2 pseudogenes are annotated in these 1,071 nt (G+C 43.6%); both read right to left on the bottom strand.

Annotation, left to right across the window (positions count from 1 at the left end):
* Positions 1 to 397: pseudogene (locus ASL19_RS07320) on the bottom strand (ATP-binding protein); the annotation flags it as partial.
* Positions 398 to 460: 63 nt separating this feature from the next.
* Positions 461 to 1,071: pseudogene (locus tag ASL19_RS07325) on the bottom strand (ATP-binding protein); the annotation flags it as partial.

Genomic DNA, 1,071 nt, shown 5'->3' on the forward strand with positions numbered 1-1,071 from the left:
GGGAAGCCATGGCCCACCCTTGCAGGACTGTTTGAATATCTAGGGGAGAAGTCTCGGTCTCCCTTTGAATTTGGGTTAAAGTGGGCAAGGGTAATTTTCGGAACCGAATTTCATTCTGCCAACGTCTGAGGATACTTTGTTGCGCTTGTTCTGGTGCATCTGGAAATGGCGCACCGGTTTCTACGGTTAACATCACAGCTAGGTATTGCCCACTGTCAGTTAATTCTTGAGCTAGGGCCATCATAGCAGTGGTTTTGCCTACTTGTCGCGGTGCATGAATGATAAAGTAATTTTCTCCATCAATTAATGCTTTCAACTGAGGTAGTCGCCCTGTGGGAGAAAGCATATAGTGAATGTTGGCTTTGCACGGACCAGCAGTGTTAAATTGTTTAGCCATGATAAAGTATAATTTATAATTATAAAAATAATAAAGTACGTTTTACTTAGCGATCGCATTTTTCTAACTACGAATGAGGGTAATGGTGCGTCCCCTAGGACTAATAACCTTCTCCGTACTAATCCTCTCTCCCATGGGTGGTAAACCGGGACGGCGATCGAAAATCACTAACCAACCCGTATCTAATCCTAACCCATCTAAATATTTATCCAGTTGGGTTAAACCCTTAATTAAAGGATCCGACTTTCTTTCACGCCACAGCTTGATTTCCATACCCATCACCACCTTGCCATACCGTAAACAAATATCCATTCTCCCAGAACCAATGGCATATTCCCGTTCTAACGTACCACCACCATTTACCACCCGGTGTAAAAATGCCATTAATACCAAATGGGGAGCAATCTCATGGTAGGGCGCACTTCTGAGTAATGGTTCCCCATGTTGTCGCCAAAATTCCAGAAAAGCATTTAATAGAGCTTGGGGATTTAAACTATTGTCAGTATTTAACCAAGTGGGTTGAATTTGAGGTAAACTGTCCTGACTACCCTGGGATAAAACACGAGGGATCACCTCCTGGTAAATGGGATTGGCAATGGTTAGTCCACCCAAAGGACTACGCTTAACTAAGCCTAAATCTAGCAAAAACCGGCGATCATCCTCTGGGGTATCTG

It is taken from the genome of Cylindrospermopsis sp. CR12 (assembly GCF_001432185.1).
In the GTDB taxonomy this organism is placed as follows: domain Bacteria; phylum Cyanobacteriota; class Cyanobacteriia; order Cyanobacteriales; family Nostocaceae; genus Raphidiopsis; species Raphidiopsis raciborskii.